Annotated in this window: 14 protein-coding genes; 6 read left to right on the top strand and 8 right to left on the bottom strand. The window is 69.7% G+C overall.

Annotated elements, in window-relative coordinates:
- Window positions 1-50 precede the first annotated feature (50 nt).
- On the top strand, window positions 51-1,703 hold the full coding sequence (gene pgi, locus ACFYXF_RS15010) for a glucose-6-phosphate isomerase (protein WP_389349992.1): 1,653 nt from the start codon (window positions 51-53) through the stop codon (window positions 1,701-1,703).
- 243 nt (window positions 1,704-1,946) lie between these two features.
- Here the strand turns inward: pgi and pgl are convergent, their stop codons facing one another.
- From pgl to tkt, 5 genes are read right to left on the bottom strand one after another with little or no spacing between them, the layout of a single operon-like run.
- Complete coding sequence (gene pgl, locus ACFYXF_RS15005; RefSeq protein ID WP_389349991.1) at window positions 1,947-2,732, bottom strand: 6-phosphogluconolactonase; 786 nt, start codon at window positions 2,730-2,732, stop codon at window positions 1,947-1,949.
- Entirely contained in the window at window positions 2,729-3,796 is a 1,068-nt protein-coding gene (opcA, locus tag ACFYXF_RS15000; RefSeq protein ID WP_389349990.1) for a glucose-6-phosphate dehydrogenase assembly protein OpcA, read from the bottom strand. The genes pgl and opcA overlap by 4 nt, the downstream gene beginning before the upstream one ends.
- Complete coding sequence (gene zwf, locus ACFYXF_RS14995; RefSeq protein WP_389349989.1) at window positions 3,793-5,316, bottom strand: glucose-6-phosphate dehydrogenase; 1,524 nt, start codon at window positions 5,314-5,316, stop codon at window positions 3,793-3,795. Before zwf ends, opcA begins: the two co-directional genes overlap by 4 nt.
- A gap of 4 nt (window positions 5,317-5,320) precedes the next feature.
- Window positions 5,321-6,439, bottom strand: coding sequence for a transaldolase (gene tal, locus ACFYXF_RS14990; RefSeq protein ID WP_389349988.1), 1,119 nt, complete (start codon window positions 6,437-6,439; stop codon window positions 5,321-5,323).
- 35 nt (window positions 6,440-6,474) lie between these two features.
- Window positions 6,475-8,562, bottom strand: a complete 2,088-nt coding sequence (tkt, locus tag ACFYXF_RS14985) for a transketolase (RefSeq protein ID WP_389349987.1) — start codon at window positions 8,560-8,562, stop codon at window positions 6,475-6,477.
- A gap of 392 nt (window positions 8,563-8,954) precedes the next feature.
- Here tkt and ACFYXF_RS14980 point away from each other — a divergent pair, with 392 nt between their 5' ends.
- From ACFYXF_RS14980 to ACFYXF_RS14965, 4 genes are all read left to right on the top strand, one after another.
- Complete coding sequence (locus tag ACFYXF_RS14980) at window positions 8,955-9,908, top strand: heme o synthase (RefSeq protein ID WP_389350351.1); 954 nt, start codon at window positions 8,955-8,957, stop codon at window positions 9,906-9,908.
- 130 nt (window positions 9,909-10,038) lie between these two features.
- Complete coding sequence (locus ACFYXF_RS14975) at window positions 10,039-10,353, top strand: hypothetical protein (protein WP_389349986.1); 315 nt, start codon at window positions 10,039-10,041, stop codon at window positions 10,351-10,353.
- Window positions 10,354-10,486: 133 nt separating this feature from the next.
- Complete coding sequence (locus tag ACFYXF_RS14970) at window positions 10,487-11,593, top strand: amidohydrolase family protein (RefSeq protein ID WP_389349985.1); 1,107 nt, start codon at window positions 10,487-10,489, stop codon at window positions 11,591-11,593.
- Window positions 11,594-11,610: 17 nt separating this feature from the next.
- Window positions 11,611-12,378 carry a nucleotidyltransferase gene (locus ACFYXF_RS14965; RefSeq protein ID WP_389349984.1) on the top strand — a complete coding sequence of 256 codons (768 nt, stop codon included), beginning with the start codon at window positions 11,611-11,613 and terminating at the stop codon, window positions 12,376-12,378.
- Window positions 12,379-12,393: 15 nt separating this feature from the next.
- On the opposite strand, the gene ACFYXF_RS14960 is transcribed toward ACFYXF_RS14965, so the two are convergent.
- Both ACFYXF_RS14960 and ACFYXF_RS14955 read right to left on the bottom strand, forming a co-directional pair.
- Window positions 12,394-13,410, bottom strand: coding sequence for a heme A synthase (locus tag ACFYXF_RS14960; protein ID WP_389349983.1), 1,017 nt, complete (start codon window positions 13,408-13,410; stop codon window positions 12,394-12,396).
- Window positions 13,411-13,488: 78 nt separating this feature from the next.
- Window positions 13,489-16,116, bottom strand: a complete 2,628-nt coding sequence (locus tag ACFYXF_RS14955) for a tetratricopeptide repeat protein (RefSeq protein ID WP_389349982.1) — start codon at window positions 16,114-16,116, stop codon at window positions 13,489-13,491.
- 238 nt (window positions 16,117-16,354) lie between these two features.
- Here ACFYXF_RS14955 and ACFYXF_RS14950 point away from each other — a divergent pair, with 238 nt between their 5' ends.
- On the top strand, window positions 16,355-17,623 hold the full coding sequence (locus ACFYXF_RS14950) for a glycosyltransferase family 4 protein (protein ID WP_389349981.1): 1,269 nt from the start codon (window positions 16,355-16,357) through the stop codon (window positions 17,621-17,623).
- Here ACFYXF_RS14950 and ACFYXF_RS14945 read toward each other — a convergent pair.
- A complete protein-coding gene (locus ACFYXF_RS14945) occupies window positions 17,574-19,634 on the bottom strand; it encodes a glycogen debranching N-terminal domain-containing protein (RefSeq protein WP_389349980.1) in 2,061 nt (686 codons plus the stop codon). The genes ACFYXF_RS14950 and ACFYXF_RS14945 overlap by 50 nt on opposite strands.
- Between the last annotated feature and the right edge of the window lie 21 nt (window positions 19,635-19,655).

Genomic DNA, 19,655 nt, shown 5'->3' with positions numbered 1-19,655 from the left:
AGGTTGGGACCGGCAGCGGGGCCCAGGCACGAAAGAGGCGGAAGTCCGAGATGAACGCAGACAGCCGTAGCAGGCTCAACCAGACGCCCGAGTGGACGGCTCTGGCCAAGCACCATGAGGAGCTGGCGGACACCCATCTGCGGGACCTGTTCGCGACCGACCCCGGGCGCGGCGCCGGGTACACGCTCCAGGTCGGTGATCTGCACATCGACTACTCCAAGCACCTCGTCACCGATGAGACGCTGCGGCTGCTGCGTGAACTGGCCGCCGCGACGGACGTGTTCGGCCTGCGGGACGCGATGTTCCAGGGCGAGCGGATCAACACGACCGAGGACCGTGCGGTGCTGCACACCGCGCTGCGGGCGCCGCGGGACGCGGTGGTCGAGGTGGACGGGGAGAACGTCGTGCCGGCCGTGCACGCCGTGCTCGACAGGATGGCCGACTTCGCGGAGAGGGTGCGTTCGGGTGCGTGGACGGGTCACACGGGCCGTCGGATTCGGAATGTGGTCAACATCGGTATCGGGGGCTCGGACCTCGGTCCGGCGATGGCGTACGAGGTGCTGCGGGCGTTCACGGCACGGGAGTTGACGTTCCGGTTCGTGTCGAACGTCGACGGTGCCGACCTGCACGAGGCCGTGCGGGACCTGGACCCGGCGGAGACGCTGTTCATCATCGCGTCGAAGACGTTCACGACGATCGAGACGATCACGAACGCGACTTCGGCCCGGTCCTGGCTGCTGGCGGGGCTGGGCGGTGAGGAGGCGGCGGTCGCGAAGCATTTCGTGGCGTTGTCGACGAACGCCGGGAAGGTCGGCGACTTCGGGATCGACACGGCGAACATGTTCGAGTTCTGGGACTGGGTCGGTGGGCGGTACTCGTACGACTCGGCGATCGGGCTGTCGCTGATGATCGCGATCGGGCCGGAGCGGTTCCGGGAGATGCTGGACGGGTTCGCGCTGGTCGACGACCACTTCCGGACGGCTCCGGCGGAGGCGAATGTGCCGCTGCTGCTGGGGCTGTTGGGGATCTGGTACGGCAATTTCTTCGGGGCGCAGTCGCATGCGGTGCTTCCCTACTCGCACTACCTGTCCAGGTTCACGGCGTACTTGCAGCAGTTGGACATGGAGTCCAACGGCAAGTCGGTCGGGCGGGACGGGCTGCCGGTGGAGTGGGAGACCGGGCCGGTGGTGTGGGGGACGCCGGGGACGAACGGGCAGCACGCGTACTACCAGTTGATCCATCAGGGGACGAAGCTGATTCCGGCCGACTTCATTGGGTTTGCCTCGCCGGTGGGGGAGTTGAGTGACGAGCTCAAGGGTCAGCATGATCTGTTGATGGCCAACTTCTTCGCGCAGACGCAGGCGTTGGCCTTTGGTAAGACACCGGAAGAGGTGCGGGCGGAGGGGGTCCCGGAGGAACTGGTCGCTCACAAGACGTTCCAGGGCAACCACCCGACGACGACCGTGTTGGCGCGTGAGCTGACCCCGTCCGTGCTCGGCCAGTTGATCGCGCTCTACGAGCACAAGGTGTTCGTCCAGGGCGCCGTCTGGAACATCGACTCGTTCGATCAGTGGGGGGTTGAGCTGGGGAAGGTGCTGGCGAAGCGGGTTGAGCCGGCGTTGACGGAGGGGGTGGGGGTGGCGGGGTTGGACGCGTCGACGTTGGCGTTGGTTGCCAAGTACCGGGAGTTGCGGGGGAGGTAGGGGGTTGTTTTCGCCCCCGCCGCCCCTACCCGTCCCATCCCTGGGGGCTGCGCCCCCAGACCCCCCTTTGTCCTCAAACGCCGGACGGGCTGGATAGTCAGCCCGTCCGGCGTTTGAGGACAAGGCCCCTTCAGGGCCGTAGCGGGGGGTTCGGGGGCGGCGGCCCCCGAGGATGGGAATGGGTAGGGGCGGCGGGGGCGAAGAAAAATCGCCCCCGCCGCCCCTACCCGATGCCGACGTTCCTCAGGGGGATGACGGTGGGTACAGCGTCCGTGGGAGTTGGGACGCTGCTGCCGCGTCCAGCAGCCAAAGCGTGCGTTGTCTGCCGTACGCGCCCGCCGCCGGTGCCTGGATCTCCCCCGCGCCCGACAGGGCTATCGACGCCGCTCCCGCCTTGTCCTCGCCCGCCGCCAGCAGCCATACCTCCCTGGCCGCCCGGATCGCCGGGAGGGTCAGGGTGACCCGGGTCGGTGGGGGCTTCGGGGCACCGTGGACGCCCACCACCGTGCGGTCCGTTTCCCGGACCGCGGGCAACTCCGGGAACAGGGACGCCACATGCGTGTCCGGGCCCACGCCCAGCATCAGGACGTCGAAGGTCGGGACCGGGCCGTGGTTCTCCGGGCCCGCCGCCTTCGCCAGCTCAGCCGCGTACGCCTCCGCCGCCGCGTCCACGTCGGAGCCGTACGGGCCGTCCGACGCGGGCATGGCGTGGACACGCGTCGGATCCAGCGGCACCGCGTCCAGCAGTGCCGCCTTCGCCTGGGTGACGTTGCGGTCCGGGTCGCCCTCGGGCAGGAAGCGTTCGTCGCCCCACCACAGGTCGAGCCGGGTCCAGTCGATCGCGTCCCGGGCCGGTGCCGAGGCCAGCGCGGCCAGCAGGCCGTTGCCGTTGCGGCCGCCCGTCAACACCACCGACGCCGAGCCACGCGAGGCCTGCGCGTCCACGATCTTCGTGATCAGGCGGGCCGCCGCGGCCTCGGCCATCAGCTCCTTGTCGCGGTGGACGACGAGCTGCGGTGCCGTACTCACTTCGCCGACACCTTCTTCACCGGCGGCATCAGGGCGGGGGTCGCCCTGTCCGAGTCCTCCGCCACCGGTGCCTTCTTCGCCGGTTCCAGTGCCAGCGCCGACGACGGGGCCGGAGTCACGGGCGGAGCCGGCGCCGTCGCGGGGGTCAGTCGCTCCACCCCGAACCGCAGAGCCGACGCGTACGTGTCGTCCGGGTCCAGGCGGCGCAGCTCCTCCGCCATCAGCTCGGACGTCTCGCGGCGCTTGAGTGCCACCGCGCGGTCCGGCTGGCCCTGGATGGAGAGGGTCGCCAGGGAGCCGTCGGCTCGGTCCAGGGTGATCGGGCCCGTGCTCGTCCGCATACGCACCGCCGTCAGGCCGGGGCCCGAGGACAGGGAGCGCTTCACCGGGACGTCCAGTCGGTCCGCCAGCCACATCGCCAGCAGCTCGCAGCTCGGGTTGAACTCCTCGCCCTCCACCTCGACCGCGTCCACCTCGCAGGTGACCTGGTCCAGGGCGGCGGCCAGCATCGAGCGCCAGGGCGTGATGCGGGTCCAGGAGAGGTCGGTGTCGCCCGGCGTGTACGCGTCCGCGCGCGCCGCCAGTTCCCGTACCGGCTGCTCGGCCGCGTACGTGTCCGTCACCCTGCGTTGCGCCAGAGCGCCCAGCGGGTCCTTCGCCGGGTCCAGCGGGGCGTTCACCGGCCACCAGACGACCACGGGGGCGTCCGGCAGCAGGAGGGGAAGGACTACCGAGTCCGCGTGGTCGACTACCTCGCCGTACAGGCGCAGGACGACCGTCTCGCCGGTGCCCGCGTCCACGCCCACCCTGACCTCGGCGTCCAGGCGGGACGTCGTACGGTCGCGGGGGGAGCGGGAGACGCGCTTGACGACGACCAGGGTGCGTGAGGGGTGCTCGCGCGAGGCGTCGTTCGCGGCCTTCAGGGCGTCGTACGCGTTCTCCTCGTCCGTGACGATGACGAGGGTCAGCACCATGCCGACGGCCGGGGTGCCGATGGCACGCCGCCCCTTCACCAGTGCCTTGTTGACCTTGCTGGCCGTGGTGTCCGTGAGGTCTATTTTCATGGGCGCCGCCAGCTCCGTCCGTCTCGTTCGAGCATTTCGTCGGCTTCGACGGGACCCCAGGTGCCCGAGGGGTACTGGGCGGGCTTGCCGTGCTTGTCCCAGTACTGCTCGATCGGGTCGAGGATCCGCCAGGACAGCTCGACCTCCTCGGTGCGCGGGAAGAGGTTCGAGTCGCCGAGGAGGACGTCCAGGATCAGGCGCTCGTACGCCTCGGGGCTGGACTCCGTGAAGGACTCGCCGTACGCGAAGTCCATGGACACGTCCCGGATCTCCATCGAGGTGCCGGGCACCTTGGAGCCGAAGCGGACCGTGATGCCCTCGTCGGGCTGGACGCGGATGACGATCGCGTTCTGGCCCAGCTCCTCCGTCGCCGTGTGGTCGAAGGGGGAGTGGGGCGCCCGCTGGAACACGACCGCGATCTCGGTCACCCTGCGGCCCAGGCGCTTGCCCGTGCGCAGGTAGAAGGGGACGCCCGCCCAGCGGCGGTTGTCGACCTCGACCTTGATCGCCGCGTACGTGTCGGTCTTCGACTTGGGGTCGATGCCGTCTTCCTGGAGGTAGCCGATGGCCTTCTCGCCACCCTGCCAGCCCGCCGCGTACTGCCCGCGGACCGTGTCCTTGCCCAGGTCGGGCGGCAGCTTGACCGCGCCGAGGACCTTGGTCTTCTCGGCGGCCAGCGCGTCCGCGTCGAAGGAGGCCGGCTCCTCCATGGCCGTCAGGGCCATCAGCTGGAGGAGGTGGTTCTGGATGACGTCACGGGCCGCGCCGATGCCGTCGTAGTAGCCGGCCCGGCCGCCGATGCCGATGTCCTCGGCCATCGTGATCTGCACGTGGTCCACGTACGACCGGTTCCAGATCGGCTCGAACATCTGGTTGGCGAAGCGGAGCGCCAGGATGTTCTGGACGGTCTCCTTGCCGAGGTAGTGGTCGATCCGGAAGACCTGGTCCGGGGCGAAGACCTCCTCGACGGTCGAGTTCAGCTCCTCCGCAGACTTGAGGTCGTGGCCGAAGGGCTTCTCGATGACCGCGCGCCGCCAGGAACCGTTGTCCTGGTCCGCCAGACCGTGCTTCTTCAGCTGCTTGATGACCACCGGGAAGGCGGACGGCGGCACGGAGAGATAGAAGGCGAAGTTGCCGCCCGTCCCCTGCGCCTTGTCCAGCTCGTCGATCGTCGAGCGCAGCCGCTCGAAGGACTCGTCGTCGTCGAAGGTGCCCTGGACGAAGCGCATCCCCTGGATGAGCTGCTGCCAGACCTCCTCGCGGAACGGCGTACGGGCGTGCTCCTTGACGGCGTCGTGGACCTCCGCCGCGAAGTCCTCGTTCTGCCACTCACGCCGGGCGAAGCCCACGAGAGAGAAACCTGGTGGCAGCAACCCGCGGTTGGCGAGGTCGTACACGGCAGGCATCAGCTTCTTGCGTGACAGGTCGCCGGTGACCCCGAAGATGACCAGGCCCGACGGCCCCGCGATACGCGGGAGCCGTCGGTCTGCGGGGTCACGCAGCGGGTTGCTGCTTGACAAGGTTTCAGCCCTCCGAGGGGGCGAGGCGCGCCAGTTCCGCCTCGGTCGACTTGAGCAGGTCGGTCCAGGACGCCTCGAACTTCTCGACGCCCTCGTCCTCCAGCAGCTGGACCACGTCGTCGTACGAGATCCCGAGCTTCTCGACCGCGTCGAGTTCGGCGCGGGACTGCTCGTACGTACCGGCGATGGTGTTGCCGGTGATCTGTCCGTGGTCCTCGGTGGCGAACAGGGTCGCCTCCGGCATGGTGTTCACGGTGTTCGGCGCGGCCAGGTCGTCGACGTACAGGGTGTCCTTGTACGCCTTGTCCTTGACGCCGGTCGAGGCCCACAGCGGACGCTGCTTGTTGGCCTGCGCCTTGTCGAGGGCCGCCCAGCGGTCCGTGGAGAAGACCTCCTCGTACGCCTGGTAGGCGAGCCGCGCGTTGGCGAGACCGGCCTTGCCACGCGCGGCCTTGGCCGCGTCGGTGCCCAGGGCGTCGATCCGCTTGTCGATCTCGGTGTCCACGCGGGACACGAAGAAGGACGCCACGGAGTGGATCTTCGACAGGTCCAGGCCGCGGTCCTTGGCCTTCTCCAGACCGGCCAGGTAGGCGTCCATGACCTCGCGGTAGCGCTCCAGCGAGAAGATCAGCGTGACGTTGACGCTGATCCCGAGGCCGATGACCTCGGTGATCGCCGGGAGACCCGCCTTGGTGGCCGGGATCTTGATCAGGGTGTTCGGACGGTCGACCAGCCAGGCCAGCTGCTTGGCCTCGGCGACGGTCGCGGTGGTGTTGTGGGCGAGACGGGGGTCGACCTCGATCGACACCCGGCCGTCCTGGCCCTGCGTCGAGTCGAAGACCGGACGCAGGATGTCGGCGGCGTCACGGACGTCCGCCGTCGTGATCATGCGGATCGCCTCGTCGACGGTGACCTTGCGGGCGGCGAGGTCGGTGAGCTGCTGCTCGTAACCGTCACCGCTGCTGATCGCCTTCTGGAAGATCGACGGGTTGGTGGTGACGCCCACGACGTGCTGCTGGTCGATCAGCTCGGCGAGGTTGCCGGACGTGATCCGCTGGCGCGACAGGTCGTCCAGCCAGATCGCGACGCCTTCCTCGGAGAGGCGCTTCAGTGCGTCTGTCATGGAAAATACATCTCCTACGAGTCGTTATGTCAGCGTCAGCGCTGGGCTGCGGCGATCGATTCCTTGGCGACGGATGCGACGTTCTCGGCAGTGAAGCCGAACTCCTGGAAGAGGACCTTGCCGTCGGCCGACGCACCGAAGTGCTCCAGGGAAACGATGCGACCCGCGTCACCGACGTACTTGTGCCACGTGAGACCGATACCGGCCTCGACCGCGACCCGTGCCTTGACGGACGGCGGCAGAACGCTCTCCCGGTACCCCTGGTCCTGCTCCTCGAACCACTCCACGGACGGCATGGACACGACCCGAGTCGGCACACCCTCAGCCTGGAGCTGCTCCCGCGCACCGACGGCCACATGGACCTCGGAACCGGTCGCGATGAGGACGACCTCGGGCGTGCCGCCCTCGGCCTCGAAGAGGACGTAACCGCCCTTCGCGGCATCTTCGTTGGCCTCGTACGTCGGCACGCCCTGGCGGGTCAGCGCGAGGCCGTGCGGGGCGCCCTTGCCGAAGACCTTCGTCCAGCGCTTGAGGATCTCGCGCCAGGCGATGGCCGTCTCGTTGGCGTCCGCCGGGCGGACCACGTTCAGACCCGGGATGGCACGCAGCGACGCGATGTGCTCGACCGGCTGGTGGGTCGGGCCGTCCTCGCCGAGGCCGATGGAGTCGTGCGTCCACACGTAGGTAACCGGCACGTGCATCAGCGCGGACAGCCGTACCGCGTTGCGCATGTAGTCGGAGAAGACGAGGAAAGTACCGCCGTAGATACGGGTGTTGCCGTGCAGCGCGATGCCGTTCATCTCGGCGGCCATCGAGTGCTCGCGGATACCGAAGTGGATCGTGCGGCCGTAAGGGTCCGCCTCCGGCAGCGGGTTGTCCGCCGGGAGGAACGAACTCGACGCGTCGATCGTGGTGTTGTTCGAGCCGGCCAGGTCGGCCGAGCCGCCCCACAGCTCCGGGATGACCGCACCCAGCGCCTGCAGGACCTTGCCGGACGCGGCACGCGTGGCGACGCCCTTGCCCGCCTCGAAGACCGGGAGCTTCTCCTCCCAGCCCTTGGGCAGCTCGCCCGCGGAGATGCGATCGAACTCGGCGGCGCGCTCGGCGTTGTTGTTGCGCCACTCCTGGAACGACTTCTCCCACTCCGCCTTCGCCTGGCGCCCGCGCTCCAGGGCCTCACGCGTGTGGTTCAGCACCGCGTCCGAGACCTCGAAGGACTGCTCCGGGTCGAAGCCGAGGACGCGCTTGGTGGCCGCGACCTCGTCGTTGCCGAGCGCCGAGCCGTGCGCGGCCTCGGTGTTCTGGGCGTTCGGGGCGGGCCAGGCGATGATCGAGCGCATCGCGATGAACGACGGCTTGTCCGTCACCTTCTTGGCGGCCTGGACGGCGTTGTAGATGGCGTGCGGGTCGAGGTCGCCGTCCGGCTTCGGGGCGATCCGCTGGACGTGCCAGCCGTACGCCTCGTACCGCTTGGCGACGTCCTCGGAGACCGCCGTCTCGGTGTCGCCCTCGATCGAGATGTGGTTGTCGTCCCACAGCAGGACCAGGTTGCCGAGCTTCTGGTGGCCGGCCAGCGAGGACGCCTCCGCGGAGATGCCCTCCTGGAGGCAGCCGTCACCGGCGATCGCGAAGATGAAGTGGTCGAACGGGGACTCCCCTTCGGGTGCCTCCGGGTCGAACAGACCGCGCTCGTAGCGGGCGGCCATGGCCATGCCCACGGCGTTGGCGACACCCTGGCCGAGCGGACCGGTCGTCGTCTCGACGCCCGTCGTGTGCCCGTACTCGGGGTGGCCGGGGGTCTTCGAACCCCACGTCCGGAACGCCTTCAGGTCGTCCAGCTCCAGGCCGAAACCGGCCAGGTACAGCTGGGTGTAGAGGGTCAGGGACGAGTGGCCGGCGGACAGCACGAAACGGTCGCGCCCGACCCAGTCGGCGTCCGCCGGGTCGTGCCGCATCACCTTCTGGAAGAGGGTGTACGCGGCGGGGGCCAGGCTCATCGCCGTACCGGGATGGCCGTTGCCGACCTTCTGTACGGCATCGGCGGCCAGGACGCGGGCGGTGTCCACGGCCCGCTGGTCCAACTCGGTCCACTCGAGGTCTGTGGTGGTCGGCTTGGTGCTCACCCTGAGTCAGGGCTCCTCTCCACATGTCTAATGCCGGCGTCCTCGGTGTCCACCGGCTGCCGGGGGCTGACACCCTCGGCCTTTGTCGAGCCTACCCCTGTAAGAACGTGCAGCTTTTCGAGTCATTCCAGACTGCCGGGACTGCTTCGGATCCGCCTCCCGGCCACTGCCGGACCGCTGTCCGACCAGTGTGATCGGCATTCGGCTGGTGAATACGAAGCGGGCGGTCCAACTGCTCAATCGAGCCACGTCACGCCCATCACAAACCGCCGCTCAACACGACCCCACCCCCGCGAAGGGCGGGGTCTGGGCAACGTCTAGAGTGGCGTGGTAAGCGCGAGCCTTTACCGGGACTTCACGGCCGGGGGCTTGTTGGAATGTCTCTGTCAGGGGTGTGCGTGACGGCCGTTGAATCCCGTCCAGCGGGGATTATCGGGACGAGCCAGAGCCCGAGCCGACGGCCGTTCGGGGCCCGGGTCATGGCGTTCGTGGCATTGACGAAGCCGCGGATCATCGAACTGCTGCTCATCACCACCGTTCCGGTGATGTTCCTCGCGGAGCAGGGTGTACCGGACCTGGGTCTGGTCCTCCTCACCTGCCTCGGCGGCTATCTCTCCGCGGGGGGCGCGAACGCGCTCAACATGTACATCGACCGTGACATCGACGCGCTCATGGACCGCACCTCGCAGCGTCCGCTGGTCACCGGCATGGTCAGCCCGCGCGAGTGTCTGGCCTTCGGCATCACCCTCGCCGTCGCCGCCACCCTCCTCTTCGGCCTGACGGTCAACTGGCTGTCGGCCTGGCTGTCGCTGGGCGCCCTCCTCTTTTACGTGGTCGTTTACACGATGATCCTCAAGCGGCGTACGTCGCAGAACATCGTGTGGGGCGGCATCGCGGGCTGTATGCCGGTCCTGATCGGCTGGTCCGCCGTCACGGACTCGCTCTCCTGGGCGCCGCTCATCCTCTTCCTGGTCATCTTCTTCTGGACCCCGCCGCACTACTGGCCGCTGTCCATGAAGGTGAAGGAGGACTACGCGCGCGTGGGCGTGCCGATGCTGCCGGTGATCGCCTCCAACAAGACGGTCGCCCGGCAGATCGTGGCGTACAGCTGGGCGATGGTGGCGGTGTCGTTGCTGCTCACTCCGCTCGGTTACACCGGCTGGTTCTATACGTCGGTGGCGCTGGCGGCGGGTGGGTGGTGGCTGTGGGAGGCGCACGGGTTGCAGAACCGGGCGAAGGCCGAGGTGACGGGGGGCAAGCTGAAGGAGATGCGGCTGTTCCACTGGTCGATCACCTATGTGTCGCTGCTGTTCGTGGCTGTGGCTGTGGATCCCTTCCTGCGGTGATGGGCTCGTAGTCGGCTGCGGGTTCGGTGGGGGCTGGTCGCGCAGTTCCCCGCGCCCCTAAAGGGCTCGTGGCCAAGGCCACTTCGCCCTGCCGTCGCCATTCGATCTACCCGTCGGTAGCATCCTTGGCATGGCAGATACGCAGGAGCGGACGGCGGCCAAGCTCGCCAAGCAGATCAACGGGTTCGCCAAGCAGCATGGTGGGGCCGAGGGGCAGGTGGCGTACATCGGGGAGCGTGGGGCCCGGATCGTGCTCGTCGGTGAGGACGGTGGCTGGGGCGACCTGGTGGCCCCCTCGTACGAGATCGCCCAGCAGGCCGTCGAGAAGGCCGGCATCACCGTCCACGAGGACTTCGACGGCGAGTTCGCGGCCAAGGTGACGACCGGCCCGTACGAGTGGACGCGCATGGCGGGGATCCAGGTCGGCGGGCCCAGCAACGCATGAGGCGTAATTCATGAGACGTGGGGAGTGGCCGATCGGCGCCTCTCATTCCCACGGGGTGTGCGACAGCAACACCTGACAGTCGGTTCACCCGTTAGGACCTTAGGAACACACGGTCCAGACGCGGGGAGCCCGGATGATCGAGACGCCGTCCCTCGTGGACCAGTACTGCCACGGCGTACTGAGAACAGAGCTGGGCCTCGGCACCTTCGAGGCCCAGCTCGCGCGTACCGAGGGGCCGCCCGCCGCCGGGACGACCCTCTTCGACACCCAGACCGGGTTCGCCGTACGCCGTTGGTGCCCCCCGCTGCTCGGCCTGGAACCGCACGCTCCCCCGGCCCGCTATCTCGCCCGGCGTCGTGAACTCGGCGTACTGGAGTCGGGCCGGCGGCTGCTGCGGGGCAGCGGAATCACGACATATCTGGTCGACGCGGGGCTGCCCGGCGACCTCACCGGGCCCGATGAGATGGCCTCCGCAGGCGCCGCCGAGGCCCGTGAGATCGTCCGGCTCGAACTCCTGGCCGAACAGGTCGCCGACACCTCGGGCACCGTCGAGTCCTTTCTCGCCAACCTCGCCGAGTCGGTGCACGGCGCGGCCACGAGCGCCGTGGCCTTCACGTCCGTGGCAGGCGTACGGCATGGTCTCGCGCTCGCGCCCGAGCCGCCGGGGCCGGGCGAGGTGCGGGGCGCCGCGGGCCGCTGGCTGGCCGGACGCCGGGTCGGCGGCGCGCTCAGTGACCCCGTGCTGCTGCGCCATCTGCTGTGGATCGCGGTCGCCTCGGGCCTGCCGCTCCAGCTCCACGCCGGGCTCGGCGAACCGGGTCTGCGCATCGACCGTACCGACCCGGTCCTGCTCACCGACTTCGTTCGCGCGACGGCCGGACTCGGCACCGACCTGGTGCTGCTGCACGGGTACCCGTACCACCGCCACGCGGCCCACCTCGCCGGTGTCTTCCCGCATGTGTACGCCGATCTGGGCGCCGCCATGGTCCGTACCGGCGCCCGGGCCGCCGCCATCCTCGCCGAGATCCTCGAACTCGCCCCCTTCGGCAAGATCATCTTCTCCAGCGGCGCCCAAGGTCTGCCCGAACTCCATGTGGTGGGCGCCCGGCTGTTCCGCGAGGCCCTCGGCCGGGTGCTCGGCGGCTGGGTCGCCGAGGGGGCGTGGTCGCTGGGGGACGCGCAGCGGGTGGCGGGGCTGATCGCCGCGGGGAACGCGCGACGGGTGTACGGGCTGGGCTAGCTGTACAGACTGGGGGCATGACGACACACGGGACCCGGGCGGATGCCCTGACCGAAGCCTTACTGGACCGCTTCCTGGGTGAGCTGCGCGCGCTCGCCCCGGTCGCCGTCTGGGCCCACGGCTCGCTGGGCGGCGGCGACTACCAGGAGGGCCGCAGCGATCTCGACCTGATCGCCGTCCTGGCGGGCCCGATCGGGCCGGGCACCGCCTGGCACGTGGCCCAGGCGCACGCCCGTCTCCGCGCCCACCCGCTCGCCCCGCTGCTGCACTGCACCTACCTGTCCGACGAGACGACGGCCAATCCGGCGCGACGGCACCTCACCTGGGCGCACAGTCAGCTGTTCCGGCGGACCGTCTCCCCGGTGACCCGGCGCGAGCTGCACACCTTCGGGCGGGTGCTGTACGGGAAGGTGCCAGGGGAGTTGCTTCCGCTGGTGCCGGACCGGCAGTTGACCGACTACGTCGTGCGTGACCTGCGCGACAACTACCGACCCGCCGTGGACAAGGCCCGGCTCTGGACGCGGGACGTCTGGGTCGACCTGGGCCTGGTCACCTTCGCGCGGGCGACCATGACCGTGCGGGAGGGCAGCCTGATCTCGAAACGGGAGGCACTGGACCTGCTGCCGGGGCTGGGGGCGCCGGTGGAGGTCGTCGAGGATGTCGTACGGCGGCGGTACCGGCAGGAGGGCCAGCCGGTGGGAGACGGGTGGCCCGAGCGGCGTGCAGAGCTGACGCGGGGCTTCCTGGGGCCTGCGATCGACCGCTTGGTGGCCTCGTACAACTGATGTCGTGAAGAACGTCTACGCGCGCGTGCCGACCGTCGCCTCGGTCGCGGGGCCGGGTACGTCGGCCAGGGCGGCGGTTTCGGGGCGCTCGCGCAGGGCGAACAGGACACGCAGGACGGCGATCCACACCAGCGCCGAGCCGAGCATGTGCAGACCGACCAGGACCTCGGGGAGGTTCGTGAAGTACTGCACGTACCCGATGATTCCCTGCGCGAGCAGGATCAGGAACAGATCCCGGGTCCGGTCCAGCGGGCCCTTCGGGGAGTCCACCGCCTTCAGGACGAACCACAGGGCGAACGTCAGTGTCACCACGACCCAGGCCAGCACCGCGTGCAGCTTGCTGACGTTCTCCCAGTTCAGCGGCATGCGTTCGATCTCGCTCGAGTCGCCCGCGTGCGGGCCCGAGCCGGTCACCACCGTGCCGACCGCGATCAGCAGCACCGTGGCGGCCACCAGGAACCACACCAGCTGCTGCACGGCCTTGCCGACCAGCGGGCGGGGCGCCTCGTCGCCCTCCTTCGTGCGCTGCCACATCACCGCGGCGACCGCGATCAGGGCCGAGGAGAGCAGGAAGTGGGCCGCGACCGTGTACGGGTTGAGACCGACCAGGACGACGATGCCGCCCAGGACCGCGTTGCTCATGACGACCCAGAACTGCGCCCAGCCGAGCCGGGTCAGGCTCCGGCGGTACGGCTTCTCCGAGCGGGCGGCGATGATCGCCCAGCCGACGGCCGCGCACAGCACGTACGTCAGCATGCGGTTGCCGAACTCGATGACGCCGTGGACGCCCATCGCGCTGGTCGTCGTCAGCGAGTCGTCGGTGCACTTGGGCCAGGTCGGGCAGCCGAGACCCGAGCCGGTCAGCCGTACGGCACCGCCGGTCACCACGATGACCACCGACATGACGAGCGCGGCGAGCGCGGCGCGCTGCACGGTCCGAGGGGTCGGCGTCCAGCGGGCGGCGATGAAGGCGAGGGGGTTCCGCAGGGCGGACAGGGCCTCGGCGGGGGTCATCTTTGGCACGCGTCCCATCGTAGGGGGCGGCTTGTGCATGAATTCACGTGGGTGTGTTTGTCCATTTCGGGGTTCATTTGGGGTTCAGTTCGGGGTTCAGAGGGACTGCCGGATCCGTTCCGACTCGGCCCGTAACCGGGTCGCCTCCTCCACGCCGCCGCGATCCCGCACACAGTCGGCCAGATGCCCGTACACCGCCATCAGGACGGGATGGTCGTTGCCGAGCGCGTTGCGGAAGATGTCGCCCGCGTTCCGCAGGACACGCTCGGCGCCCGCGCCGTCACCCGCGGCGCGCAGGACGGGTCCCAGTCTGGCCAGCGACTTGGCGCGGTAGTAGTGCTGCTCGCCGTAGGCCCGCCGGTAGATGCTCTCGGCCTTGCGCAGGATGTCCCTGGCCTCTGTCGTCCGGCCCTGTGCGAGCCGCAGCGAGCCGAGCTTGTTGAGGCACGCGGCGTGCTTGTGCTCCTCGGCGTCGCTGCGTTTGCTGTGCAGTTCGACCACCGGGAGGAGAATCCGCTCCGCCCGGTCCAGTTCGGCGTGTGCCAGCCGTCGCAGGGAGCGCCGGCGCAGCGGCCGGATCGCTCGGTGCGCTTCCTCCCGGTGCCGCTCGCTTCGGCGGCGCAGGATGTCGGCCAGGAACTTGGCGATCTGGGCCGTCTCGAAGTCCTCCGCTCCCCGGTGGTCCTTGAACAGCTCCAGTGCTTCGCTCAGCCGTTGTTCGGCGAGGGCCAGATCGCCGCGGTCCTGGGCGACGATGCCCAGGTCACGCGTGAGCATGGCGCGGAAGACCGTGTGCTCGGGAGGCTCCTGGTTGCCGCGGCTGGGAATGCGGTCGGCGGCCCGCTCGTAGTGGACGACGGCCTGCCGCAGCTGACCCGCGTTCCGGTGGATCAGGCCGATCTCCTGTTCGGCGACCGCCCAGTCGAGGCTCTCCTCCCGCCAGACCTGCCCCTCGTAGATCTTGACCGCCGTCTGTACGGCCTCCAGGGCCGCCGGGAAACGGTTGCGCTCGCGCATGATGCCGCCGAGTTGCCGCTGGCACAACGCCTGCAGCCGCAGGAAAGCCTCGTCGTCGTGGTTCTCGCACAGTTCCAGGGCCCGTCGGCTCTCCCGTTCGGCGTTGTCGAGCGCCGCCAGCAGATAGTGCTGGCGGGCCACCGCGTACCGTGCCGTGGCCCGGGCCAGTGAGTCGCCGTTGCCGATCTCGCGGAGCGTGGCCTCGCGTTCGAAGGAGTCCAGGGCCCGTACCCAGTCGCAGCGATGCTCCTGGTACGTACCCACCCGGTGCATCAGCCGGGCCAGTGCCGCCGGGTCCTGCGAGGCCCCCAGGCCGCCGTCGGCGTCGTCGCCCCAGGCGAGTTTGTCGATGACGGCCTCGACGTGCGGCATCAGCCGCTCGCACTTGCGGCGGGACTCCAGCAGCTCGGGGGCGGTGGGGAAGGAGGCCTCCATCAGCCGCACCGCGGCCTGGGACCACTCCAGCCGTTCGGGCAGCGGCAGTTCGTCGTGGATGAGGATCTGGACGCGCGGGTGCATGCCGTACGCCGCCGACCCCTTGCGCCAGTCGCCGCTGCGGGTCAGTAACGAGTGGTCGACCAGCAGCAGCACCTCGCGGTTGAACACGACCGGATCGGCCATCACCTCCCGCAGCCGGGTGGGCAGGACCGACCGGTGCTGGGTGAGGGTCGCCCGCTCCACGTCCTCCGAGGCCAGGAACGTACACAGCCGCAGCAGATCCACGGCGGCGGGGGAGGTCCCGGAGATGCGTTCGATGGCGCGGCGGAAGGTGTCCTCGACCGAGGCTCCGCCGGGCAGGGAACTCAGATACTCGGCGACGGGGATCTCGGCCTGCACGATGTAGGCGGCGGCCTGTTCGAGGGCGAGCGGCAGCCAGCCGAGCTGGCGGCCCAGTGCGGTCAGGGCGGTGCGCTGGTCCTCGTCCGACAGGTCCTCGGGGGTGCTGTCCAGGCGCCGTCGCAGGAACTCGATGCCCTCGTGTTCGGGGAAGACCCTCAGCTGGACCGGGGCCTCGCACAGGCCGTGCCAGTCCTGGTGCTGCTGGGTGGTGATCAGGACCTCGCCGTCACCCTCCGAGGGCAGCAGCCCGGCCAGCGCGTCGTCGTAGGCCGGGCAGCCGTCGTACACGAGAAGCCAGCCCCGCTGGTCGCGCAGCCACCGCCAGAGGTTCATGAGGACGACGTTCTTGCTCTCCTCGTCGGGGATGCCCACGTACTGGGCGAACTGCAGCAGTTCTGTGCGCAGCGCGTCGGGGCGGGAGGCGTTCAGCCACCAGGTCAGGGAGTGCCGGGGGAGCTGCCGGCGGGCGTAGGCGACGGCCAGCTGGGACTTGCCCGCGCCGGTGGCGCCGTAGAGAACGCAGATCCGGGGCACGGGCCGCTCGTCCCGGCGCCTGCGGGTCGTTCTGCGGAGCATGGTCATGATGCGGTCGCTCTCGGCGGTGCGACCGGTGAAGTACCTGCTGAGGACGGGGAGGTTGTGGGGCGGTCCCAGTTTGTGCGGCGTCCCCTGCGGAGGGCCGGCTGGGGCGGTCGCCGAGTCGGAGGGGGGTCTGTGTATGGCGTACGAGGCCACCCCTGCGGTGAGACCGACGATGACCATGGCGCCCACGGTCAGCCACCAGGGTGCCGCTTTGACCACCAGGGGTATGGCCGCGACCACGCCGGTGCCCGTGCCCGCAGAAATGACGACCCACCTCGAGCGCATAGGACCCCCCGAATCCGCGCTTTTGCCGCACGGGCGTGCCACCCGCGTGCTGGAGCGAATGCCATCGAATCTTCAGTTTTCCCTACTTCTCGGTCCTGCAACCAGTTGGCAACCCTTTCGTTAAAGAGCCGAGTGTCGAGCCGTTCCGTGCAATACGATCCCGGCTCGCGGATGTTCTGTTCCGCCGTTTTGCCGGGCACGACCCGAGCGCGGTGGCGAGGCGCGCCCGGAGGCGGCAATGAGGTCGGAGATCGGTCCACGGATCCCGAAAACGCTGGACATCGCCCTGGTCCACTGGGCGTTCCCGCCCACGGTCGGCGGAGTCGAGTCGTATCTGTGGAACTGCTCCCGGCTGCTGGCGCGGCAGGGGCACCGGGTGACGGTGTTCACCGGTACGCCCGACGCCCGGATCCCTCCGGAGGACGGCGTCGAAGTGCTGTGGCACGACGGCCTCGACCTCTCCAGGGCGACGGGGGGCCAAGCGGACCGAAAGGCACTGCGGGACTGGTTCCGGACCGAGTTGGGCAGCCGCGGCATCCGTCTTGTCCACGGGCACAACCTGCACCATTTCTCGTCGGCCCCCGCCGAGGCCCTGCTCGGGCTGCGGGACGCGATGGGTCTTGTCCTGGTGCACACCTACCACAGCATTTGGCGCGAGCCGGAGAGCGTGACGCTGGCTGCCTCCTGCGCCCGTTTCGACGCGCACTTCGTGGTCTCCGACTTCCTCCGCACGGCCTGCGCCGACGTGCTGGACGTCAACTGCCCGAAGCCGCTCTATCTGGGTATCGACACCGAACCCCACCTGGGGATTCTCGAACTCGCCGACCCGGGACCGAAAGCGGAGGCCCCTGTTCTTCTGCCCGCCCGGCTTATCCCGGACAAGGGTGCGGAAATGGCCGTGAGGGCCATGGCCAAGGTCATCGGAGAGGATCTCCCGGTCCGGCCGTACCTCATTCTCATGGACACTCCGGATTCGGTCGACTTCCATGGCGAGAAAGTCGGTTTCCGGGATTCTCTGCTGACTCTCGCAAAAGAACTGAACATTTCCGACCGGGTGCGGTTCGAGCGGGCCGGAGTCGACAAAATGCCCGAGTTGTACAGCCGGGCCCGGGTGGTCGTCTGCCCGTCCACGTTCGCCGAGCCCATGGGGCTCGCGGCCCTGGAGGCCATGTGCTCCGCACGTCCCGTGGTCGCCACCAAGATGGGCGGTCTCGCGGAAGGCATCGGCGAGGACGGTGTGTCGGGCTTCCTCGTGGAGCCCGACGACGTGGACGGTCTCGCCCGTCGCGTCACGGAACTGCTCCGTTCCCCGGGCCTGGCCTGGTCCGTGGGCAACGCGGCGCGGAAACGGGTGCTGGCGGAGTTCGACCTCGAAGGCCGCTGTCTGCCGCCTCTGGTCGCGGCCTACGAGAACCTGTTGTCGCCCGCACCGCCCGCGGGGAGGCTTCGGCGGTTCCTCAGCCGCGGCCGGCGTCGCGCCAGCCGTCGCTCAGGCCCTCGACCCTGACCTCCCCCGTGCCGTCCATGGCGACCTTGAGCGGGTGACCGGACAGTTTCAGGCCGCTGACGGAGAGCGGACCCAGCAGTCCGGGGGGCGTCGGGACGGCTCGGAAGGTGCGGTCGCGCGCGTCCGGGCGCAGGCCGAGAAGGGCACTGAGCAGGGCCATGCCGGAAGCCGCCGACCAGCCCTGGGGACGGCAGGCCGCCGGGTAGGCGAGTGGGGCGGGGGAACCGGCTGTGCGGCTGTCGCCGCCGTAGAGTTCGGGCATGCGGTAGCCGAAGTGGGTGGCCGCGTCCAGGAGGCCGTCCGCCAGCTGGTACGCCTCGTTGTGGCAGCCCGCCGCGCACAGTCCCTGTATCGCGATCGCCGTGTCGTGGGTCCAGACCGAACCGCCGTGATAGCTCAGCGGGTTGAAGCCGGGCAGTGCCGCGGAGCGGCTGCGCAGTCCCCAGCCGGAGTTGAGCTCGGCGGAGGTCAGCCAGGCCGCGACGGTCCGGCAGCCCTCGTCGTCCAGGATTCCGGTGGACAGCAGCTGGCCCATGTTGGACGCCGGTCCGCTGACCGGTGCGAGGTCGCGGCCCACGGCTATGGCCACGTAGCGGCGGGCCGGGCCGCCCGGCGACGGCAGCCAGAACGCGTCCGCGAAACGCTTGCGCAGGGAGTCGGCCCAGGTGTGCAGCTTCTTCGCCCGTTCGTGGTGCCCCCGCGCCGAGAGCAGATCCGCCAGGCCGGTCGCCGCCTGGTAGGCGTACCCCTGGACCTCGCAGAGGGCCAGGGGCGGTTCGATTCGGCGTCCCGTCGCGTCCCGGACCGCGTCCTCGCTGTCCTTCCACGACTGGTGAAGCAGCCCCTCGGCGCGAGGGAGGTAGCGCAGGAACCCGTCCTCGTCCTCGTCGCACGTTTCCACCACCCAGCGCATCGCACGCTCGGCGTACGGCAGCAGGGCGTCCACGTCCGGGTCCGGCAGTCCCCAGTGCCAGGCCTCGACCAGGAGGGTCACGAAGAGCGGCGTCGCGTCGACCGAACCGTAGTAGCGCGACGGCAGCCGCAGCCCATGACCGTGCTCGGCGTCCGCCGGGCGCAGCTCGTGCAGGATCCGGCCGGGCGCCTCCTCCCGGAACAGGTCGTGTGCCGTGCCCTGGCGGCGGGCCAGCGCCCACAGCGTGCCGCGGGCCAGATCCGTGCCCAGCGGCAGCATCATGCGGGCCGACCAGATCGAGTCCCGGCCGAAGAGCGTGAGATACCAGGGGCAGCCCGCGGCGATGAACTGGTCCTCGGGACCGTCCGGATCTGTCCGCTCCGGGTCCGCGAGGCGCAGTGCGCGCAGGTCTCCGAGTCCTCGTCGCACCAACTCGACCAGGCGGCGGTCGCCCTTGACCTCGGGTTCGGTCCAGGGTGCCCGGGAGCGCGGGGCGTCGGGATGGCCCGGCGGGGCGGGCATCGCGCCGCCGGTGACGGTCAGTCCGAGCTGTCTGCTCTCGCCCGGTCGCAGCAGCACCCGGGGCCAGGTGAACGTGCCGCCCTCCGGGCCGTCGGTGACCTCCGGCGTCAGGTCACCGTCCCCCGCGCGTACTTCGGTCCTGCCGTTGGACGCCTGCCAGTCCAGGCCGCCGCCGTCGGGCGCGGCGGTGCAGGGCACGGCCTTGCCACGGTGGCCGCGCTTCACCTCGGAGATGTCCGCCAGGTCGGTGGCCAGTGCCAGTTGGACATGTAATCGGCGGGTTCTCGTGCCGACGTTGCGCAGCAGGATGCGCTCTCCTCCGCCCGCAGTGCGCACCCGTTCGACGATCAGGGTCGGGTCGTCCGTGGGGTCTCCCTGGTAGCGCCGCACCGATGTGAACCGCACCTGGTCGGGGCCGAGCGGCTGCACGCCGATCGGCTCGGGTTCCCGCCCGTCTATCACCAGGCACGCGGTGTGCAGGAGTCTGCGGTCATGGCCGTAGAAGCCCTCGGCGCGCAGACCGCGCAGTTGTCCGTCCCGGGGGGACGCCACGAATGCGGGGGCTGCCACGCACATCACCACATCGTGCAACAGCGG

The sequence above is a fragment of the Streptomyces sp. NPDC002680 genome (genome assembly GCF_042889145.1).
Lineage (GTDB): Bacteria > Actinomycetota > Actinomycetes > Streptomycetales > Streptomycetaceae > Streptomyces > Streptomyces adonidis.
This window is presented reverse-complemented; position numbering and strand designations above follow the sequence as displayed.